Annotated in this window: 16 protein-coding genes; 1 reads left to right on the plus strand and 15 read right to left on the minus strand. The window is 40.6% G+C overall.

Annotation, left to right across the window (positions count from 1 at the left end; genetic code table 11):
- Positions 1–64: 64 nt before the first annotated feature.
- The 7 genes from priA to C1726_RS01385 all read right to left on the minus strand — a co-directional run bounded on the left by priA (position 65) and on the right by C1726_RS01385 (position 9021).
- A complete protein-coding gene (gene priA / locus C1726_RS01355) occupies positions 65–2473 on the minus strand; it encodes a primosomal protein N' (protein ID WP_102271511.1) in 2409 nt (802 codons plus the stop codon).
- Entirely contained in the window at positions 2470–3678 is a 1209-nt protein-coding gene (gene coaBC / locus C1726_RS01360) for a bifunctional phosphopantothenoylcysteine decarboxylase/phosphopantothenate--cysteine ligase CoaBC (RefSeq protein ID WP_102271512.1), read from the minus strand. Before coaBC ends, priA begins: the two co-directional genes overlap by 4 nt.
- A 279-nt stretch (positions 3679–3957) precedes the next feature.
- Positions 3958–4179, minus strand: coding sequence for a DNA-directed RNA polymerase subunit omega (rpoZ, locus tag C1726_RS01365; RefSeq protein ID WP_053475612.1), 222 nt, complete (start codon positions 4177–4179; stop codon positions 3958–3960).
- Entirely contained in the window at positions 4180–4794 is a 615-nt protein-coding gene (gmk, locus tag C1726_RS01370; RefSeq protein ID WP_102271513.1) for a guanylate kinase, read from the minus strand.
- A gap of 9 nt (positions 4795–4803) precedes the next feature.
- Complete coding sequence (gene remA / locus C1726_RS01375) at positions 4804–5067, minus strand: extracellular matrix/biofilm regulator RemA (protein WP_003350261.1); 264 nt, start codon at positions 5065–5067, stop codon at positions 4804–4806.
- Positions 5068–5127: 60 nt separating this feature from the next.
- On the minus strand, positions 5128–6000 hold the full coding sequence (locus C1726_RS01380) for a YicC/YloC family endoribonuclease (RefSeq protein ID WP_102271514.1): 873 nt from the start codon (positions 5998–6000) through the stop codon (positions 5128–5130).
- Positions 6001–6342: 342 nt separating this feature from the next.
- Positions 6343–9021, minus strand: coding sequence for a calcium-translocating P-type ATPase, SERCA-type (locus C1726_RS01385; protein ID WP_102271515.1), 2679 nt, complete (start codon positions 9019–9021; stop codon positions 6343–6345).
- A gap of 157 nt (positions 9022–9178) precedes the next feature.
- Between C1726_RS01385 and C1726_RS01390 the strand changes: the two genes are divergently transcribed.
- Complete coding sequence (locus C1726_RS01390) at positions 9179–10891, plus strand: Rqc2 family fibronectin-binding protein (RefSeq protein WP_102271516.1); 1713 nt, start codon at positions 9179–9181, stop codon at positions 10889–10891.
- 139 nt (positions 10892–11030) lie between these two features.
- On the opposite strand, the gene pyrE is transcribed toward C1726_RS01390, so the two are convergent.
- The 8 genes from pyrE to C1726_RS01430 are packed head-to-tail and all read right to left on the minus strand — an operon-like array spanning position 11031 to position 20540.
- Entirely contained in the window at positions 11031–11663 is a 633-nt protein-coding gene (gene pyrE / locus C1726_RS01395) for an orotate phosphoribosyltransferase (RefSeq protein WP_102271517.1), read from the minus strand.
- Positions 11660–12376, minus strand: a complete 717-nt coding sequence (gene pyrF / locus C1726_RS01400; protein ID WP_102271518.1) for an orotidine-5'-phosphate decarboxylase — start codon at positions 12374–12376, stop codon at positions 11660–11662. Before pyrF ends, pyrE begins: the two co-directional genes overlap by 4 nt.
- Positions 12369–13286: a dihydroorotate dehydrogenase gene (locus C1726_RS01405; protein ID WP_102271519.1), complete on the minus strand. Its 918-nt coding sequence runs from the start codon at positions 13284–13286 to the stop codon at positions 12369–12371. Before C1726_RS01405 ends, pyrF begins: the two co-directional genes overlap by 8 nt.
- A complete protein-coding gene (locus C1726_RS01410) occupies positions 13283–14062 on the minus strand; it encodes a dihydroorotate dehydrogenase electron transfer subunit (protein WP_102271520.1) in 780 nt (259 codons plus the stop codon). The genes C1726_RS01405 and C1726_RS01410 overlap by 4 nt, the downstream gene beginning before the upstream one ends.
- Positions 14059–17271 carry a carbamoyl-phosphate synthase large subunit gene (carB, locus tag C1726_RS01415; RefSeq protein ID WP_102271521.1) on the minus strand — a complete coding sequence of 1071 codons (3213 nt, stop codon included), beginning with the start codon at positions 17269–17271 and terminating at the stop codon, positions 14059–14061. Before carB ends, C1726_RS01410 begins: the two co-directional genes overlap by 4 nt.
- Positions 17250–18356 carry a carbamoyl phosphate synthase small subunit gene (locus C1726_RS01420; RefSeq protein ID WP_102271522.1) on the minus strand — a complete coding sequence of 369 codons (1107 nt, stop codon included), beginning with the start codon at positions 18354–18356 and terminating at the stop codon, positions 17250–17252. The genes carB and C1726_RS01420 overlap by 22 nt, the downstream gene beginning before the upstream one ends.
- Entirely contained in the window at positions 18353–19639 is a 1287-nt protein-coding gene (locus C1726_RS01425) for a dihydroorotase (RefSeq protein WP_102271523.1), read from the minus strand. The genes C1726_RS01420 and C1726_RS01425 overlap by 4 nt, the downstream gene beginning before the upstream one ends.
- Positions 19602–20540, minus strand: a complete 939-nt coding sequence (locus tag C1726_RS01430) for an aspartate carbamoyltransferase catalytic subunit (RefSeq protein WP_102271524.1) — start codon at positions 20538–20540, stop codon at positions 19602–19604. Before C1726_RS01430 ends, C1726_RS01425 begins: the two co-directional genes overlap by 38 nt.
- Positions 20541–20681 lie beyond the last annotated feature (141 nt).

Below are 20681 nucleotides of genomic sequence, written 5' to 3' on the forward strand. Positions count from 1 at the left end.
TGTATGATCTCTATCCAACTATTTTCAACAATTTTCTTCTTATTCATAACCGTACGGTCAGGTTCTACATTAGAATATATGGATTTACATCCACTGAAATTTGCAAACCTCCTAATGAGATTTCTTGTTGATATTGATCAAGTATTTTCTTTAATGCTAGATTTAGCTCCGGTTCCCGTTTGTATTTTATCAAACATTGATATCGATATCTATTATTGATTCTAGGAATCGGTGAAGCAACAGGCCCTAGACAAATTGCTTCATTGGAAAGTCTGGATCGAATATATGCGGTAATTTTTTCTGTTATCGATACTGTTTTCATTAATTCTTCATGGCTGACTGTGATGAGGGAAATATAATAATAAGGAGGGTACTTATGGATTTTCCGCATCATCATTTCTTTTTCATAAAAACGGTCAAAGTCCTGTTCTCCCGCAAGCTCCACACTATAATGCTCAGGTGTATAAGTTTGAATAACAACTTCTCCTTCTTTCTCATGCCTGCCCGCTCGTCCGCTTACTTGCGTTAATAGCTGGAAGGTTTTCTCAGACGAGCGGAAGTCAGGTAAATGAAGCATCGTATCCGCAGACAGAACACCGACTAATGTGATATTTGGAAAATCAAGTCCCTTTGCAATCATTTGCGTACCTAGAAGAATATCTGCATGACCTTCCTGAAACTGATCAAGGAGCTTTTCGTGTGAACCTTTACGGCTCGTTGTGTCCACATCCATTCGAATCACTTTCGCATGAGGCAAAATTTTAACTAGCTCTTCTTCTACTTTTTGTGTGCCCGTACCGAAGTACCGAATATGCTCACTTTTACATTCCGGGCAAGCATTTGGTACATTTGCTTCATATCCGCAATAATGGCATTTCATTCGCTGATTGGTCCTGTGATACGTAAGGGAGATATCACAATTCGGACAATTGACAACATACCCGCAGTCTCTGCACATGACGAATGATGAATGACCTCTTTTATTAAGAAAAAGGACAATTTGCTCTTTTTTCTCTAGCCTGTCCTCGATTTTTTCTAAAAGAAGCCGTGAAAACATAGAGCGGTTACCCTCACGTAATTCTTCCCGCATATCAATGATTTCAACACGAGGCAACGTTTGATTATTCATCCGATTTGGCATGGAGAGCAGTGTATATACACCCTTTTGTGCCCTTGCAAACGATTCAAGGGAAGGAGTAGCACTCCCTAGCACAACTGGGCATTCATGGATAGCCCCTCGTTTAATGGCAACATTTCGCGCATGATACCTAGGATTATCTTCCTGTTTGTAGCTAGTCTCATGTTCCTCATCAATGATAATAATGCCTAAATTTTCGAATGGAGCAAATATGGCAGATCTTGCACCAACAACAACCTTTACTTCCTTCTTCTGAATCTTTCGCCACTCATCATACTTTTCACCAGCCGAAAGCCCGCTATGAAGGACGGCCACTTCATTCCCGAATCTTCCTTTAAAGCGTTTGACCATTTGTGGGGTTAATGAAATTTCCGGGACAAGAACGATCGCCTCTTTCCCTTCCTTCAGTACTTTTTGGATTGATTGAAGGTAAATCTCCGTCTTTCCGCTTCCTGTCACCCCATATAACAGAAAGGTTTGATGCATATGATCGTTTATGGATGCAAGAATAGGTGTAATAGCTTTTTCTTGATCACCAGTAAGGGGGAGTGGTTCTGTATGCGAAAAAACTTTTTCTTCAAATGGATCACGATACACTTCCATCTCTTTTTCTTCAAGAATTCCCTTTTGAACTAATCCCTTAATTGCAGAAGCAGAAATGCCAAGTTCAGATAAGAGCTTGCGCAACTCGATTGGAGCTTCTGTCTGAAGAAAAAAATTAAGGACTTCCTTCTGCTTTGCTGCCTGTACAGGTAAGTTTTCCATTTCTGCCGCTAATTGCTTCTTTGTTAGCTTAGACATAATATGTTTTAACTTTTTCTTTCTCACACGCTCTTTTACTTCATAAATAATTTCAACCGTCCCTTTTGCAACTTCCTTTTGCAAAAGGTTTAAACAGCCCAGTTTTACTGCTTCCTCCCACGGAATTATCTCATCCTGGCCAAACAGAGCACTAATCTCAGCTGTTAACTTCTTTTTTTCTGCTGTCAATTTAAGTTTTTTTTCATATTTTGCTTTTAATGCGGCAGGAAGCATCACTTGATAAGCAGATATCTTATAGCAAAGCGTTTCATGCGTCAGCCATTCTCCAAGTGTAAGAAGTTCTTGATTTAAGATGGGTGTTAAATCCATCGGTTCAATTAATTCTTTTAGTTTCCCAAAGTCTGACTCCGGCTTTAATCCAATGACAAAACCTTGTATTTTTCTAGGTCCAAAGGGCACGATGACTCTCATTCCGGGCCTGATGACTTCTAGTAAATGATCAGGAATAACATAATCAAATGGCCTGTCCGTTTGTTTAGCAGGGACATCTACAATTACACTCGCAATGGTCATCTCATTTCATTCCCTATTAATTGTGAAGCTTCATTCAGGATCGTTACTGCTACTTCATTTTTCGATAAGAGAGGAAGCTCTGTTGCACTCCCATCCCGTTTAAACAACGTTACAATGTTCGTATCCGTACCGAATCCGGCACCTGCAGTCTTCACATTATTGGCCACAATCATATCAGCATTTTTCTTCAATAGCTTCTTCTGTGCGTATTCCGCGACATGGTCTGTTTCTGCAGCAAAGCCAATGAGAATTTGATCTTTCTTGTTTCTCCCTAGTTCAAAAAGAATGTCCGTTGTTCTTTCAAGCTCTAGGTTCTCGTCTCCGTCCTTTTTCTTAACCTTATGATCATAGCTCGTTTTTGGACGATAATCAGCTACAGCTGCTGTTTTTATGACAATGTCTGCATCATTATATTCCTTCATCACTGCCTGGTACATGTCCTCTGCACTTTCAACTTGAATTAGTTCCACTCCAGCAGGTGCCGCTATGTTGACAGGTCCAGAAATTAGGACAACTTTTGCACCTGTCCGTACCGCCTCTTCTGCAATGGCATAGCCCATTTTTCCTGAGGAATGATTTGTAATATATCTGACAGGATCAATTTTTTCTCGAGTAGGGCCAGCTGTAATGACAATCTTTCTTCCAGATAGCTTTGCAACACTAGGATGGAAAAAGCGCTCGATATTCTCAACGATTTTCTCTGGTTCCTCTAGACGCCCTTTCCCAACATATCCACAGGCAAGATACCCTTCTCCAGGCTCAATAAATCGATGCCCAAAGCGATATAAAGTTTCAATATTATTCTGAACCGCTGGATGACTATACATATGTACATTCATAGCTGGGGCAATCCAGACCGGTTTTGTTGCAGCAAGCAATGTTGTTGTAATCATATTATCAGCGATGCCATTTGCTAGCTTTCCAATAACATTTGCTGTTGCTGGTGCTACTAAAATTAGATCTGCCCAATCTGCAAGGTCAATATGAGCAATGACCTTAGAGTCCTTTTCATCAAATGTATCTGTATAAACATCATTTCTTGATAACGCTTGGAATGTTAACGGGGCAACAAATTTACAGGCAGATTCACTTAAGATTACCTTCACATCTGCACCTGCCTGGGTAAGCTTGCTTGTTAAAGCAGATGCCTTATATACAGCAATTCCGCCTGTAACACATAATAGTATTTTTCTTCCGTGCAGCATTTTAAAACCCCCATCTATTTCTTTTCTCTCTATTATTATGCAAGAAGAATTGCATTTTTTCACGTTTTATGTCGTAGAAAAAAAGCTGATGCGCAATGATCATCGCTGTACAAACTGGAAGGACAGCGACTTATCGTAGGGAGGGGACCTTAAGTTTGATAGGCGATAGGCGATGGAGCTAGACCTAGACAACTTGTCACAAAGCTACCTACAACATAATAAATTCCTAGAATAGCGAAATAAAAATAACAACCTGAAAGGAGGTTGTTATTTTCGTCTTTATTCGTAAGATTCGTCCTTTAGTTTAGCTGAAAGACGATAATGAAGCTGATCTGCATTTATTTCCTCTAGAGCCTTGCCAACGTTTTTGTGTGAAACATATTTATCAAGCTGAGGCTTGGCATTTTCTTGCATTTTTCTAGCTCGCTTTGCAGCAACAGATACTAGTGAATATTTGGAATCAATTTTTGTCATTAATGAATCAATAGAAGGATAAAGCATTTAATCTACCTCCAGCATTTTAATATATCTTGGTTCTACTCGTTCTCTGCGACAGTGTTCAGCGACAACAATAGCTTTAATTCTATCACAAGCCCGTTCAATTTGATCATTCTCTACGACATAGTCGTATAAATTCATCATTTCAATTTCTTCTTTCGCAACAGTCATACGATTGTTAATCACATCTTCTGTTTCTGTACCTCTAGTAACAATTCGGTTTTTAAGCTCAGATAGACTAGGCGGTACAAGAAAAATAAACAACCCATCAGGGAATTTTTCACGTACTTGGCGCGCTCCTTGGACCTCGATTTCTAGAAAAACATCTTTCCCTTGATCCAGAGTCTCTCTTACATAGTCAACTGGAGTTCCGTAATAGTTGCCGACAAATTCGGCATACTCAAGCAGTTTATCCTGCTTTATCAGCGCTTCAAATTCCTCGCGTGTCTTGAAGAAATAATCTACTCCATCAACTTCCCCTTCTCTAGGAGATCTTGTTGTCATTGAAATCGAATATTCAAAAGATGTATCCGGCTGCGAAAAGATTTCTTTCCTTACCGTTCCCTTGCCGACGCCAGAAGGGCCGGATAAAACAATTAATAAACCCTTTTCCTGCATTCATTCATCCTACCCTTCATCGATAATTTCATCACGGTCATTTAGACGATGAGCAACAGTTTCAGGCTGAACAGCTGAAAGGATGACATGGTCACTATCCATCACAATAACCGCTCTTGTTCTTCTGCCGTATGTTGCATCAATTAATGACCCACGGTCACGGGCATCTTGTATAATTCTTTTGATTGGTGCTGATTCCGGGCTGACTATTGAGATTATTCGGTTGGCTGATACTATATTGCCAAAACCGATGTTTATTAATTTAATCGACATTTTCGTCCTCCAAGCATCAGTTATATATTTTGACCCCGTAATACCTTTTCTAAACAAACCCTATTCAATATTCTGCACTTGCTCTTTCATTTTTTCGAGACAGCTCTTCAGCTCAACGACCTCTGAAGCAATTGCCGCATCATTGGCCTTCGATCCAATCGTATTGACTTCCCTATTCATTTCTTGAATTAAGAAATCTAACTTTCTGCCTACGCGCTCATTTACTCGAAGGGTCGTTTCGAATTGATTCATATGGCTTAACAGCCTTGTCAGCTCCTCGCTAATATCTGCTTTATCTGCAAATAGAGCAACTTCTGTTAATATTCTTGCTTCTTCAAGCTGACCTTCTAAAAATAAGCTCATTCGCTTTGTTAAACGATCTTGATATTGCTGAACAACCTTTGGTGCAAGATCTTTTAAGTGATTTATCCGTTCAGCAATTTCATGTAGATGTAGCTTCAAGTCCTTTTCTAGTTCAGCACCTTCCAATTTCCGCATTTGCAGTAAATGTTGACTTGCTTCTTCAATAGCATCCAGTACAACTTTTTCAATTTCCTCATTCCCTGCATCTTTTTCTTCAATTGAAATGAGTTCATCCCTAATAAGATCATGAACTGCAGGTCCCTGATCAAGGGCAAATCGATCTTTAATTTTTGTTATATACTGGTAATACTCATCTAATAAAGCCCAATCAACCTGTACTTGACGAGTTGCTAGCCGATCACCTTCAACTGTTACATATACTTCAATTCTGCCACGATGAATACACTCACCAAGCTTTTTCTTTATTTTGTCTTCTATATGAAAAAGCTGTCGTGGCATCCTAATTTGGTACTCAGAAAATCGGTGGTTTACCGCCTTTATTTCTACTATTGCGGAAAATTGACTGGAACTCTTTTTGCTTCTGCCAAAACCTGTCATGCTAACGACCATATGTAACACATCCTGTCTGAAAGGATTGCCATTTTTATCGCAGATTAACGGGCAGTAAGACCCCACTATAAGGAAATAAAAGCAATGAAGAAGCCTAAGTAGGGGACCAGCTGCCCGTAAATGCCCGATTAGTTCAACTATGCATCCTTGGAGGATAAAGTCCCCCAATGACGGAAGTTTCACTTTATGTAATCACTACAAGCAATTAGTTCGTATTTTATCATAAATGAAGGAAATTGTATGCAAAATAAATAGCTCCAGCAACATTTTATAAAAGATGATCCAATAACACAGAAAAAAGTAGTAGAGAAATCTCTACTACTTTATTAAGTATAACATAATTTATTTTCTTTTTGTCAGTAAAAATGACCCTGCAAGCAAAAATGTTGGGACCGCTGCCAGTCCTGTAATCATCAGCCAATCTTTCATTTCGATTGGAACTGTATGGAAAATTGGCTGTAAAGGCGGGTAATAAATAACGACAAACAGCAACAGCAAGGAAGAAATAACCGCCCATACTAAATACTTATTTCCAAATGGATTCCTCGCGAACACTGATTTTTCGCTCCTGCAGTCAAACACATGGATCAACTGAGCGAGCACTAGTGTCGCAAACGCAATGGTTTGAGCATAGGCTAAGTCATCTGGATTTGCATGGTACGCAAATATGAAGGCAAGCAATGTTGCTATTCCAATTAAAAACCCTCTCGAAACAACCTTCCATCCAAGCCCTCGCGCAAAAACACCTTCTCTTGGATTTCTTGGTTTTCGTTTCATCACATCATCCTCAGGCTGATCAAGACCTAATGCCATTGCAGGAAGTCCATCTGTCACAAGGTTCACCCATAGAATTTGAATAGGCACTAACGGGAGCGGAAGTCCCAATATCATCGCAAATAACATAACAAGAATTTCGCCTACATTGGAAGCAAGCAAATATCGAATGAACTTTCGAATATTTTCATAAATATTTCTGCCTTCTTTAATTGCCGCCTTGATTGTTGCAAAATTATCATCCAGGAGGACAAGTGCCGATGCTTCCTTCGCAACATCTGTACCTGTAATCCCCATAGCGACACCAATATCAGCTGCTTTTATTGCTGGGGCATCATTTACTCCATCCCCTGTCATCGCAACAATATGGCCTTTATTTTGCAAAGCTTTCACTATTTTTAACTTATGCTCTGGTGAGACGCGCGCGAAAACAGCTACATCATCTACAACCTCTTCAAGCTCATCTACGTTCAATTCAGAAAGAGCTTTCCCATCAAGTACCTTTGATTTATTCGTTAAAATACCGAGCTGTTTAGCAATCGCCTTCGCTGTAATCACATGATCGCCAGTAATCATCACCGTTTTAATACCAGCTTCTTTACACTCTTTTACCGCATCCTTTACCTCTGGTCTTGGGGGGTCAATCATCCCTTGAAGACCGATAAAGGTTAATCCTTTCTCCGCTTCTTTTTCGTCGAGTATAATTGTATTCGAAGATACTTCTTTAACCCCGATCGCAATGGTCCTTAATGCCTGTGAAGCTAAATCCTCAATTGCCTGTTGAATATAGCCAGCCACTTCTCGATTTAGGAATTTACGTTTTCCATCCCAAAGAATCGATTCACACACTCCAGCTAATACATCCGGTGCACCCTTTGTGACAATAAATTGCTTGCCATGCTGATCTTTCACAACAATGCTCATCATTTTTCTTTCAGAATCAAAAGGAAATTCCTTTATGACTTGAAACTGGCTTAGCAATGTATCACGGTTATATCCAGCCTTCATGGCTGCAACAAGCAATGCACCTTCCGTTGGATCCCCATCAATGACGAACTCATTCTCTTTTCTTTTTATTTCCGCATGATTGCAGAGCATTCCAAACATAAGCATTTGCTGAAGTGCTTTATCTTCCTTTGGTTCCACCTGATTGTCATTTCGATAAAAATGTCCTTGAGGCTCATAGCCTACTCCATCTACAAGCCATTGTTTCCCCCCGCTCCATAAATGGGTAACCGTCATCTTATTTTGAGTCATCGTTCCAGTTTTATCAGAGCAAATAACAGAAGCACAGCCAAGCGTTTCTACTGCAGGCAGCTTTCGAACAATTGCTTTTTTCTTGATCATTCGCTGGACACCAAGCGAAAGGGCTACTGTTACGATTGCAGGTAATCCTTCCGGAATAGCAGCAACAGCTAGCGATACACCTGCAAGAAACATCGTATAAAGATCATGCCCTTGGATGACACCAGCTACAACGACAAGCACAGTTAGAATTAATGCAACAGTGATAAGAATTTTCCCGAGCTGTTCCAGCCTTCTCTGTAACGGAGTTGTCATCGTTTCCGCATTTTGCAACAAATCGGCAATTTGTCCCATAGCTGTTTTCATCCCTGTTGCAACAACGATTCCCATCCCGCTGCCGCGTGTAACTAATGTACTCATAAAAGCCATATTTTCCATATCGCCTATTCCAATATTTTCTTTTTTAATCGCAACCGTTGTTTTTGCCACTGGCAATGATTCACCAGTCAATGCTGATTCCTCAACTTCTAAACTATTCGATTCGATAATTCTAACATCTGCTCCTACTCGATCACCGCTCGAAAATTTGAGCAGATCTCCAACTACTACATCTTTTGAAGGAATCTTTATCCATTCACCATCTCTTAATACACTTACTTGAGGCGCAGACAGCTCCTTTAAAGCTTGCAGCGATCGTTCAGCCTTTCTTTCTTGAAAAAAACCAAGCAAACCATTGATGATGACTATGGCAATGATCGCAACCGCATCAATGTATTCGCCAAGCAATCCAGAAATAAGTGTTGCCACAAGTAAAACTAGGACCATGAAATCCTTAAATTGACTAAAGAACAAGAGCAAGGCTGATTGCTTTTCCCCCTCTTCCAATTCATTCTTGCCAAATTGATTTCTGCGTTTTTTCACATCATCTTCAGTTAAGCCCGATGTCGAATCCGTATTAAGTGCCTGCTCAACCTCGGTTTCATTCATTTCATGGAATTTCATTCAGACATCACTTCCTCCTCCAAGCCATACTTATCATCTAAAGAAAGCTTATTCAGCCTTGTCCGAAAAAATGCTAATATATAATATATAAAGCGAAGAGTGCCAATGGTACTTGGAGTCTATACAAAGAAAGCTTCTATAGAAAAGGATGTTACCTATGTCATTCGACGGTTTATTTACAAGGGCTATGACGGAAGAGCTGACCCATGAGTTAAAAGGGGGAAGAATTAATAAAATTCATCAGCCTTATAAAAATGAAATTATATTAGTAGTGAGAGCAAACGGAAAAAATCATAAGCTCCTGCTCTCAGCTCACCCTAGTTATGCTAGAGTACAGCTTACGAACGAAGCTCATGATAACCCTTCTGAGCCCCCAATGTTTTGCATGCTGCTAAGAAAGCATCTGGAAGGATTTTTCCTAGAGGAAATACGTCAGATTGGCTTAGATAGAATCATTATTTTCGAAGTAAAAGGAAGAAATGAAATGGGTGATACGTCCTACAAGCAGCTGATTGTTGAAATAATGGGCAGACACAGCAATATTACCTTAGTCGATAAAACTAGAAACATTATTTTGGACAGCATTAAGCATGTGTCATTTGCCGTTAATAGTCATCGAGCGATTTTGCCAGGGCAAGAATATGTTTTGCCGCCACAGCAGGATAAGATAAATCCATTTGAGGCTAGTGAGGAAGATGTCTTACGGCAAATCGATTTTAATAGCGGGAAGCTCGATAAACAGCTTGTTTCCGCATTTGCGGGAATATCGCCATTGCTAGCAAAAGAGGTGCTCTTCCATGCTGGACTAGCTAACAGGACAACTGTTCCAAAAACATTTTTGCACTATATTCATTTAATGAAGAATCACGAACTCTCCCCTGCAATCACTAGTGGTGGTCAAAAGGATAGTTTCTATCTTTTTCCGTTGGAGCATCTACAAGGAGAGTCAAAGGAATTCAATTCACTAAGTGAAATGCTTGATCGTTTTTATTTTGGCAAAGCAGAACGGGATCGTGTGAAGCAGCATGCAAATGACTTGGAGCGCTTCATTCACAATGAAAAAGATAAAAATGAAAAGAAAATAAAAAAACTGCTAATAACATTGAAAGAAGCAGAAAATGCTGATCAGCACCAGCTTTATGGAGAACTGATCACAGCTAATATTTACGCGATAAAAAAAGGAATGAAAACAGCAGAGGTCAGCAATTATTATGACGAAAATGGAACAATGGTGACCATTCCACTCGATCCACAAAAAAACCCTTCTGAAAATGCACAGAAATATTTCACAAAATATCAGAAGGCTAAAAATGCGATTACAATTGTTAAAGAACAAATAGAAATGACTAAGCATGAGTTTATTTATTTCGAAGCCTTGCTCCAGCAAGTAGAAACAGCGTCACCGAAGGATATCGAAGAAATACGAGAGGAATTAATCGAAGGCGGTTATATTAGAGACAGACAAAAAAAGAAAAACAAGAAAAATCAACATGCAAAGCCGATTCTTGACCGCTACATATCCACTGACGGAACAGAAATCTTTGTCGGAAAAAATAATAAACAAAATGATTACTTAACAAATAAACTGGCGGCAAGAGACGAAATTTGGCTACACACGAAGGATATCCCTGGTTCGCATGTGGTGATTCGCAGCAAGGTACCTGCAGAAAAAACTATATTAGAAGCAGCAAATTTAGCAGCTTATTATAGTAAGGCACGCAATTCTAGTTCAGTTCCAGTAGACTTCACACAGGTTCGGCATGTAAAGAAGCCTAGCGGGGCCAAACCAGGATTTGTGATTTATGAGAACCAGCAGACTGTATATGTGACGCCAGATGAGGAAATGGTTCTTTCATTAAGAAAGGGATAGATAATGTGGGACGAGGGAACAGGAACCTCGTCCCATTTTAAATAATTATGTATATCCAAGATTTTTTTCATTCTCTATGATAGGTTGCCTTATCGAAACAAAATAACATAGGGACAGAATCCTTCCCTATGTCCTATAATTATTGACTCACTTTTCCCCACTCAGCTGGGTCTTTCCGCCATTCAGTAAGCTTCGCCATATCTCCATCCTGAATATAGCCTTTTTCTCTAGCAATTTCAGAAAGTGTTTCAAAATCAGTCAATGTGTGTGCAGTAATATCCGCCTTCTCTAGCAATTCTTTCCCTTTTTCTAATTGATAAGTAAAGATAGCAACAACACCCAGGACTTCACAACCTGCTTGGCGCAATGCTTCAACTGCTGTTATAACACTTCCGCCTGTCGAAATTAAATCTTCTACGACAACAACCTTTTGCCCTGGCTCTGTTTTTCCCTCTATTTGATTTCCTTGTCCGTGTCCTTTTGGCTTGGAACGCACGTAGCACATGGGCAGTTCCAATAAGTCGCTGACCCATGCAGCATGCGGGATTCCTGCGGTAGCAGTACCTGCGATTATTTCGGCTTCTGGGAACTTTGCTAAGATTGTTTTCTTCAACCCATTTGCAATTTCCTTACGAACGGAAGGGTAAGAGAGTGTTAATCGATTATCACAGTAAATGGGAGATTTTAGACCAGATGACCATGTAAAGGGGACATTGGGCTGTAGCGCTACAGCTTTAATTTCTAGTAAACGTTCGGCAATTTGTTGTTTCATTGATGAACACCCTCCCATGATTGTTTGAATTCAATGTATTTTTCCAGCGGGTTAGCTGACTTTGTGATTGGGCGTCCGACAACAATTGCTGAAGCACCTTCGGATTTTGCATAAGCAGGAGTAGCTACACGCTTTTGATCCTGAACATCATCTGACTGCAATCGAATGCCTGGAACTACTGTCAGGAAGGTATGGCCAAGCAATTGACGAATAGACTTGGCTTCAAATGTCGAACACACCACTCCATCAAGACCTGCTTTTTTCGTTAAAGCAGCATAATGAAGGACTGATTCCTCCAATGGAGCTTGTACAAGCTGTTCCTCTCGCATTTGATCTTCTGAAGTACTTGTTAATTGTGTAACTGCAATACACGCGGGTCTATTTTGTCCAGCTGGTGTTCCAGACTCCAATCCTTCAAGTGCTGCACGCATCATCTCTTTACCGCCTGCTGCATGGACATTGACAAGATCACAGCCAAGACGTGCCAGCCCCTTCATTGCACCTTTCACCGTATTCGGAATATCATGGAGCTTTAAATCCAGGAAAATATCATGCCCTTTTTCTTTTAAGTCATAAATAATACCAGGACCTTCTTGAAAGAAAAGCTCCATACCAACCTTCAAAAACAGCTTTTCATTATTAAAGTGATTTATAAACTGATTGACCTCCTGTTTACCTGCAAAATCAAGTGCGATAATAAGTGATTTATCCATTTTTCCAGCTCCTTCCTGTACATTCAGAAATATGGTCAAAGCCAAGGCTTTTCACTAGTTCCGGTAATTCTTCAATGATTGTCGGGCAGACGAATGGGTCAACAAAGTTAGCTGTTCCTACAGCAACTGCACTTGCCCCTGCGTAATAATATTCAATTATATCTTCAGCTGATTGAACACCTCCCATGCCAATAATCGGCAAGGACACGTGCTGACTCACCTCATGAATCATTCGGATCGCAACAGGCTTAATTGCAGGTCCTGACAGTCCGCCTGTTTTGTTTGCCAGAATAGGTTTTCCTGTTTTTAAATCAATTCTCATGCCAACAAGTGTATTAATCATTGTTAATCCGTCTGCTCCGCCGTCTTCCACCGCTTTTGCCATTTCGACTATATTCGTCACATTCGGTGAAAGCTTCACATAAACAGGAACCTCTGATACATCCTTAACTTTTTTCGTTAAATCCTTTGCCACTTCTGGAATGGTTCCGAAGGCGATCCCTCCTGTTTTGACATTCGGGCAGGAAATATTTAATTCTAAGGCGTGAACATTCGGAGCTTTGGCAATTTCTTTCGCTACAGCAATATAATCTTCCTCTTGTGAGCCTGCGACGTTGGCAATAATCGGAACATCGAATTGATCAAGCCAAGGCAGCTCTTCATTCATTACTTTTTCGAGTCCAGGATTTTGCAGCCCAATTGCATTTAGCATGCCCGCTGACGTTTCAGCTACTCGAGGAGTCGGATTCCCAAAACGAGGTTCATAAGTTGTTGCTTTAATCATAATCGCACCAAGAAGACTGAGATCAAAAAGCTGGCTGAATTCACGGCCAAAACCGAAGCAGCCAGATGCTGGCATGATCGGATTTTTCAAATCTAGTCCGGGCAAGCTTATTTGTAATGAATTCATAGAAGCACCTCCCCAGCTTTAAATACAGGTCCATCACTGCAAACTTTTTTATAGGTGCAGCCTGTTGGATCATCGCCAGTGTGGCATACACAAGCGAAGCAAGCACCGATCCCGCAGCCCATCCGTTCTTCTAAAGAAAGGTATACTTTCTTATCCGGATAATTTTGTTCAAGTGCCTTAAGCATCGGTGTCGGACCGCATGAATAGAGCACATCAAATGTGAGCTTCCGATCTTGGATGATGGTAGTGACAAAGCCTTTCATGCCATAGCTGCCATCGACAGTTGCTACATAAGTCTCCCCAAGCCTAGTAAAATCATCATCATAAAAAACAACATTTGCTGATTGAAATCCAAGTACATGAATGACTTTAACCCCTTGCTTCACAAGCTGCTTTGACAGCTCGTATAAAGGAGGAACACCGATGCCACCGCCAACGAGCAGAGCTGTCTCACCAGACATCGCCTCTTCAACTGGAAACCCATGCCCTAAAGGACCAAGTACATCAATGACATCTCCCGGCTGTTTCTCTGACAATAAAGCTGTACCTTTACCTTCTGCACGATAAATCATTGTAAATTGGTTCTCATCCTTATTAATATCGGAAATACTAATCGGTCGTCTTAAAAGTGGGTCAACTTGGTTTGACACCTTCAAATGCACAAATTGTCCAGGCTCATTCATTTCACGGACAAGCTCACCTTGGAGGGTGAGCTTAAATATATTTTCTGCTATTTCAACTTGAGAGACGATTTGGCATAATTCTTTTTTAATCACGCGAAGACCGCCTCCCGGATTTCAGCTGGCTTTTCCATTGCATCTGCTGAAAAATTCATTGATTCGATTACCTTTAAAATCGCGTCCGCTGTATCAAGTGAAGTTAAACATGGAATGCCATTTTCTACTGCTTCACGACGAATACGGAAACCGTCTCTTTCAGGCTGTTTTCCTTTTGTTAACGTGTTAATAACGATTTGAGCTTTGCCATTTCGAATAACATCCAGTAAGTTAGGGCCTTCTGATCCAATTTTATCTACGACTTCAACTGGTATACCCGCAGAGTGCAGCAAATTGGCTGTTCCACTCGTTGCCATCAAGCGATAACCAATAGAAGCAAATCTTTTTGCAAGCTGAAGTGATTCTTCCTTGTCCTTATCTGCAACGGTCATCAGAACCGAACCGAACGGATGAATCTTCATTCCCGAGGCAACTAATCCCTTATACAATGCCTTTTCAAGTGTAGAATCCTTCCCCATTACTTCTCCTGTTGATTTCATTTCTGGTCCGAGTGTAATATCCACTCTTCTTAATTTTGCAAAAGAGAAGACAGGTACTTTTACATATACCCCTGTTTTTTCTGACACAAGACCTGTCTGATATCCTTGCTCCTTTAACGATAGCCCGAGAATGACTTTTGTAGCAATGTTTGCCATCGGTACATTAGTAATTTTACTTAAAAAAGGTACAGTACGGCTCGATCTTGGATTGACTTCAATTACAAACACTTCTTCATTTGCGACAATGTACTGGATGTTTAATAATCCGATGATCCCAAGTCCTTTTGCAAGCTTTTCTGTATAATCAACAAGCTTAGCCTTTACTTCAGCAGATATACTCTGTGGAGGATAGACTGCAATCGAGTCACCAGAGTGAACGCCTGCTCGCTCGATATGTTCCATAATTCCAGGGATCACGACTGTTTCTCCATCTGAGATTGCATCTACTTCAATTTCTTTCCCTGTGAGATACCGGTCAATTAGTACCGGATGGTCTGGATTGATCTTCACCGCATTTTTCATGTAGTGGAGAAGCTCTTCTTCTTTATAAACAATTTCCATAGCACGTCCGCCAAGAACATAGGATGGGCGGACTAGAACAGGGTAGCCAATTCTACTCGCGATTTTGATAGCTTCTTCAACAGACAGGGCAGTTTTTCCTTTTGGCTGGGGTATGTGAAGTTCTGATAAAGCTTGTTCAAACTTATCTCGATCCTCTGCACGATCAAGATCTTCAAGGGAAGTCCCAAGAATTTTTACACCTCTTTCTACTAGACTAGCAGCGAGATTAATAGCTGTTTGCCCGCCAAACTGTACGACAACACCTTCAGGCTTTTCTAAGTCGATAATATGCATGACATCTTCAATCGTCAGCGGCTCGAAGTAGAGCTTATCAGAAATACTGAAGTCTGTTGAAACTGTTTCTGGGTTGTTATTAATGATAATTGCTTCATAACCTGCCTCTTTAATTGCCCATACAGAGTGAACCGTTGCATAGTCGAACTCAACCCCTTGCCCGATGCGGATCGGACCTGAACCAAGAACGACAACGCTCTTTCGTGCTGTTACAACTGATTCATTTTCATCCTCATAAGTGCCATAGTAATACGGTGTTTCCGATTCGAATTCAGCTGCACAAGTATCTACCATTTTATAAACAGGCATTATACTATTTTCGGTTCTCCAATTATAGACGTCTAACTCAGTCGAATCCCAAGCCTTAGCTATGGTATAGTCAGCAAAGCCCATTTCTTTTGCTTTCTTTCCTATTTCCTTATGAAAATGATTAGCAGCAAGCTCTTTTTCAAAAGATATGATTTTTTCCATTTTATGAAGGAAGAAAAGGTCGATCTCGCTCCATTCATGAATCGTTTGAATTGTAACGCCTCTTCTAAGTGCTTCACCGATATAGAATAGTCGTTCATCCCCAGCCTTACGGATTCTTTTTTCGATTAATTCATTGTCAATCGTATCTGCCTCTTTAAGCGTTAGATGAAACACATCCGCTTCTAGCGAACGCACAGCTTTTAATAATGATTCCTCAAATGTGCGGCCAATTGCCATAACTTCGCCTGTTGCCTTCATTTGTGTTCCTAACGAACGGTTCGCTGATTCAAATTTATCAAACGGCCAGCGAGGAATTTTCGTGACAATGTAATCAAGAGCTGGCTCGAAGCTTGCATATGTTTTACCAGTAACTGGGTTCATCATTTCATCCAATGTTAATCCGACCGCAATTTTTGCCGCAAGCTTAGCGATTGGGTAGCCAGTTGCTTTCGATGCCAATGCAGATGAACGGCTAACCCTTGGATTCACTTCAATAATATAGTAATTGAAGCTATATGGATCAAGGGCAAGCTGGACATTGCATCCTCCTTCAATTCCTAACGCGCGAATAATTTTTAATGAGACATTTCTTAATAATTGATACTCACGGTCACTTAGTGTTTGGCTTGGTGCAACGACAATCGAATCTCCAGTATGCACTCCGACGGGATCAATGTTTTCCATGTTACAAACGACAATTGCATGATCACCTGAGTCTCTCATAACTTCATATTCAATTTCTTTATATCCTGCAATACTTTTTTCTAATAAGCACTGTGTCACTGGACTATTTTTCAAACCGCTCGTAACAATCTCGATGAGCTCCTCCTCATCATGACAGATTCCTCCGCCTGTTCCTCCAAGTGTGAATGCTGGCCGAACGATGACAGGGTAGCCGATTTTATTCACAAATTCATATGCTTCTTCCAGCGAATGGATAATTTCACTTTCAGGCACTGGCTCACCAAGCTCATTCATCAGATTTCTGAAAAGGTCTCGATCTTCTGCCTGTTCAATTGCTGATAGCTTTGTTCCTAAAATTTCTACTCCGCATTCTTCAAGGACACCTGATTTTGCCAGTTCTACTGCAAGATTTAGCCCTGTTTGCCCCCCTAAAGTTGGAACAAGTGCATCTGGGCGTTCCTTGCGAATGATTCGGCTCACGAATTCCAATGTAAGCGGCTCGATATATACAGCATCTGCAATTTCTGTATCTGTCATGATTGTCGCCGGGTTTGAATTGACGAGGATGACTCTATATCCTTCTTCTTTTAGGGCGATACAGGCTTGCGTTCCAGCATAATCAAATTCTGCTGCCTGACCGATGACGATGGGACCTGATCCAATAACTAATATGCTTTTTATATCTGTACGCTTTGGCATTTGTTCGCACCTTCCTGTTTCTCAATTTCAATCATTGTTAAAAATTGTTCAAATAGACCGTTGGCATCTTCAGGACCTGGCGATGCTTCTGGATGATATTGGACAGTAAATGCTGGATAATCTTTATGCTTTAATCCTTCAATTGTTCCATCATTTAGAGCAATATGTGTAACCTCTAATCTGGTATTCATGATGGAGTGTTCTTCAACCGTGTAGCCATGGTTTTGTGAAGTAATCGCAACTTTTCCTGTTACTAATTCCTTTACCGGATGATTTGATCCGCGATGGCCAAATTTCATTTTCTCTGTATTTGCACCGCAAGCAAGTGCAAACAGCTGATGTCCAAGACAGATGCCAAACAGAGGCACTTGGCCTAATAAACCATTAATCATTGTAATTGCTTCTGGCACATCTTTCGGATCCCCTGGTCCATTTGAGAGCATAACTCCATCTGGACTTAAGTTGAGAATTTCTTCAGCTGTCGTATTATAAGGAACAACGATCACGTCACAGTCACGTTTATTTAGCTCTCGTAAAATTCCGTGCTTCATGCCAAAATCGACAAGAACCACTCTTCTTCCGCGACCAGGGCTAGGATATGGTGTTTTTGTTGAGACTTGCTTCACTTGGTCATTGCGAAGTTTGGTTGCCCGAAGCTTTTCTAATACGGACGTCACATCTTCCTCAATGCCGCAAATGGCTCCCTTTAAAGTTCCATGCTGTCTGATAATTCTTGTTAATTTTCTCGTATCTATCCCAGCAATCCCTGGAATATTTTTTATCTGAAAATAATCGGCAAGTGTTTTTTCATTTCTCCAGTTGGAAGGAAAGTCTGCGGCTTCCTTGACGATGAAACCTTGAATGGCTGGAGAAATTGATTCAAAATCATCTCGATTTATTCCATAGTTTCCAACTAAAGGATATGTAAGGGTCACAATTTGACCGCAATAGGAAGGGTCAGAAATAATTTCCTGATAGCCCGTCATTCCTGTATTGAAAACAACTTCCCCAATTGTATTTGCCTCTCCGCCAAAACCATCTCCGATAAATATAGTCCCATCTTCCAAAATTAGCTGTTTTTTCATGCTGTTACACTCCCTTTGCTCCATACAATTTTTCCATTTACCATCGTCAGCACAGGCCAGCCTTTACATTCCCAGCCTGCGAACGGTGTATTCTTTCCTTTTGATAAAAATTGCTCTGGGTTTATTTTTTCTGAGTGGCTCAAGTCTAATAAAACAATATCTGCTTCTGCTCCAATCTCAAGCTTTCCTGATGCAAGGTTAAAGCTTTTCGCAGGCTTAACTGTGAGAAAGTCAATTAGCTGTTTTATTGTAAATATTCCCTTTTCTACAAAATGTGTATAAAGAAGCGGGAAAGCTGTTTCTAATCCAACGATTCCAAATGGTGCGAGCTGCATTCCTTCTGCCTTCTCCTCAGCTGTATGCGGTGCATGATCTGTTGCAATAAAATCAATGGTTCCATCAAGTATTCCTTCAATTAATGCCTCTCTATCTGCTGCTCCTCTAAGTGGAGGATTCATCTTATAATTCGGATCAATTCCTGGGATATCTTCCTCACATAAAAGTAGGTGATGCGGTGTTACCTCTGCCGTTACATTGATTCCAGCACGCTTTGCATCTCTAACAACTCTCACCGATTCCTTCGTGCTAATATGACAGACATGGTAATGGCAATTGGCTGCTTCTGCTAAAAGTACATCCCTTGCAATATGAACAGATTCACAAACAGATGGAATTCCATTTAATCCATTTTTTTCTGAAAAAGTCCCTTCATGAACAGAACCTTTATTAATCAATGTATTTTCTTCACAGTGAGCAACGATCGCCATATCAATTGCAGCTGCTTTCTTCATCGCCTGCAGCATCATTGCAGCAGATTGGACCCCTACTCCATCATCTGTGAAGGCAAAGGCACCCGCAGCTTTCAATGCTTGAAAATTAGTTAATTCCTCTCCTAACTCACGGATGGTGATCGATGCATATGGAAGCACCTTCACTGTAGCCGTTTCTTCAATGCGTTTATTCAGCCAATCCAATTGTTCCTTCGTATCTGGAACAGGTCTTGTATTTGGCATCGCCGCAACAGTTGTAAATCCTCCCCTTGCTGCAGCTGCTGTTCCTGTTGCAATCGTCTCTTTTTTTTCACCGCCAGGCTCACGCAAATGGATGTGAAGATCAAGAAAACCCGGGGAAACCAGCAATCCTTTCGCATCGATGATTTCTTCCGCTTCTCTTGTAAGCCCTTCTCCTATTTCGATGATTTTCCCAGCCTCTATGAAAATATCTGCAGCTTTTAGTTCCCCTTCATTAGTTAGCAACTGACCATTTTTGATTAATGTGTTCATTTTGACCGCTCCCCTCCATTTGTTCGATAGACCTCTTTAATACTGCCATTCTGATGTATACACCATTTTTCATTTGTTTAAAGATTCTCGAACGTTCACATTCTACTAAGCTATCCGCAATTTCCACATTTCGATTCACTGGAGCCGGATGCATGATAATGCTTCCTGGCTTCATTCTTCTTTCTCTTTCTACTGTCAGTCCAAAGGCTTGATGGTAATCATCCGCAGCTTTCTTTCCCTTTTCCCCATGGCGCTCATGCTGGATTCGCAGCAGCATAACAACATCAGATGTTTCTACTGCCGAATCAATGCCTTCATATGAACCATTTTCAAGAAGGTCTTCATCAAACCATTCCATTGGTCCAGAAAAAACAACCTTTGCACCTAAACGAACTAACGTATCTGCATTCGACCTTGCAACACGGCTATGTCTGATATCCCCAATAATGGCAACCTTAAGCCCCTTAAAGCTATCAAATTCCTGCTTAATCGTTAATAAGTCAAGAAGTGACTGTGTCGGATGATGACCGCATCCATCCCCAGCATTTATGATCGAAACATCCGATTTTCCGACAAGTTCATCAAAATACCGATCTTGACCATGGCGAATCACAACCGTATTTACCCCAATTGCCTCTAATGTTTTTACCGTGTCATATAATGTTTCGCCCTTTGAAACACTTGAAGTGTTCACTTCAAAAGGGATAATATCTAGACCTAGTCTTCTCTCAGCTACTTCGAAGCTGCATTTTGTCCTAGTACTATTTTCGAAAAATAAGTTTGAAATAAATACATTCTTTTTAGGTGACCAGTTGCCGCCATCTAAAAAATATTGTGCGTCTGAAAGGATTCGAGAAATATCATTAATCGTTAGATCTGATGTCTGAAGTAGGTGTTTCAAGCTTATCCCTCCTATTTTTTCCAACAAAAAACACCCTGAACAAATTCAGGGTGCAAATACTTCGAAGCATAGATATAGTTAAAGAGACATGCATGCTCTTTAGCCATACCCATATACTTTACACCCTTATAAGCCTCTCTG

The sequence above is a fragment of the Cytobacillus massiliigabonensis genome (assembly GCF_900199725.1).
Taxonomy (GTDB): domain Bacteria; phylum Bacillota; class Bacilli; order Bacillales; family Cytobacillaceae; genus Cytobacillus; species Cytobacillus massiliigabonensis.

What these genes read in the sequence shown, in the direction of transcription:
- priA (WP_102271511.1), bottom strand. Translation starts at nt 2,473, where the DNA reads ATGACCATTGCGAGTGTAATTGTAGATGTCCCTGCTAAACAAACGGAC.
- coaBC (WP_102271512.1), bottom strand. Translation starts at nt 3,678, where the DNA reads ATGCTGCACGGAAGAAAAATACTATTATGTGTTACAGGCGGAATTGCT.
- rpoZ (WP_053475612.1), bottom strand. Translation starts at nt 4,179, where the DNA reads ATGCTTTATCCTTCTATTGATTCATTAATGACAAAAATTGATTCCAAA.
- gmk (WP_102271513.1), bottom strand. Translation starts at nt 4,794, where the DNA reads ATGCAGGAAAAGGGTTTATTAATTGTTTTATCCGGCCCTTCTGGCGTC.
- remA (WP_003350261.1), bottom strand. Translation starts at nt 5,067, where the DNA reads ATGTCGATTAAATTAATAAACATCGGTTTTGGCAATATAGTATCAGCC.
- C1726_RS01380 (WP_102271514.1), bottom strand. Translation starts at nt 6,000, where the DNA reads ATGGTCGTTAGCATGACAGGTTTTGGCAGAAGCAAAAAGAGTTCCAGT.
- C1726_RS01385 (WP_102271515.1), bottom strand. Translation starts at nt 9,021, where the DNA reads ATGAAATTCCATGAAATGAATGAAACCGAGGTTGAGCAGGCACTTAAT.
- C1726_RS01390 (WP_102271516.1), top strand. Translation starts at nt 9,179, where the DNA reads ATGTCATTCGACGGTTTATTTACAAGGGCTATGACGGAAGAGCTGACC.
- pyrE (WP_102271517.1), bottom strand. Translation starts at nt 11,663, where the DNA reads ATGAAACAACAAATTGCCGAACGTTTACTAGAAATTAAAGCTGTAGCG.
- pyrF (WP_102271518.1), bottom strand. Translation starts at nt 12,376, where the DNA reads ATGGATAAATCACTTATTATCGCACTTGATTTTGCAGGTAAACAGGAG.
- C1726_RS01405 (WP_102271519.1), bottom strand. Translation starts at nt 13,286, where the DNA reads ATGAATTCATTACAAATAAGCTTGCCCGGACTAGATTTGAAAAATCCG.
- carB (WP_102271521.1), bottom strand. Translation starts at nt 17,271, where the DNA reads ATGCCAAAGCGTACAGATATAAAAAGCATATTAGTTATTGGATCAGGT.
- C1726_RS01420 (WP_102271522.1), bottom strand. Translation starts at nt 18,356, where the DNA reads ATGAAAAAACAGCTAATTTTGGAAGATGGGACTATATTTATCGGAGAT.
- C1726_RS01425 (WP_102271523.1), bottom strand. Translation starts at nt 19,639, where the DNA reads ATGAACACATTAATCAAAAATGGTCAGTTGCTAACTAATGAAGGGGAA.